General features: G+C 58.4%; 1 protein-coding gene. It reads left to right on the top strand.

The window, feature by feature from the left end; translation table 11 throughout:
- Positions 1 to 683: CBS domain-containing protein (locus VB780_RS31590; RefSeq protein ID WP_323355104.1), on the top strand; the 683-nt coding region annotated here is incomplete at both ends.

Here is a 683-nt window from a genome sequence, read left to right as displayed (position 1 = left end):
TGCCCGCCCTACCCTGTCGGCGTTAGAGCTGGCCAAAACCCTCGATCAGCATCGCATTAGCTGTCTGGTGATTACCGAAACCGGGCAGCCCGGTGCCCCGCCCATGGGCATCGTCACCGAGCGCGATATTCTACGACTGCACGATAGTCAATCACTGCTGGCCAACTGGACGGCGGCTGAGATGATGCAGTCGCCGGTACTGCGAATTCATCCCCAGGCGTCGCTGTGGCAGGCCCACCAGCAGATGCAGGGGCATGGGGTGCGCCGGCTGGCGGTGGTCAATGCCCAAGATCAGCTGGTAGGGCTGCTAACTCCCACCAGCCTGCTTCAGGAAGTCGATTTGGCCGAAACCCAGGTCACCATTGATACCCTGCAACACATTGTGACCGATCGTACCCTCGGCCTGGCCCAGGCCAATCAAACCCTGCAAAAGCAAGTGGACGAACGCCGCCGAGCCAAGGCGGCCCTGCAAGATCAAATTGACCGCGAACGCCTGGTTAACCGCATTGCCCAGCACATTCGCCAATCGCTAAATTTAGACGACATTCTGCAAACCACCGTCACCGAAGCCCAGCAATTTTTAAAGGCAGAACAGGCGTTTATCTACCAGTTTGAGCAAACCACCGTTGGGCATATTGCGGTAGAGTGCACCCTTGAACGCTGCACTCAGCTGCAGGGGCAGG

It is taken from the genome of Leptolyngbya sp. CCNP1308, from assembly GCF_034932455.1.
GTDB lineage: Bacteria > Cyanobacteriota > Cyanobacteriia > Phormidesmidales > Phormidesmidaceae > Nodosilinea.
Note: the sequence above shows the minus strand (reverse complement) of the source record. Positions and strands in the feature narration are given on the sequence as shown.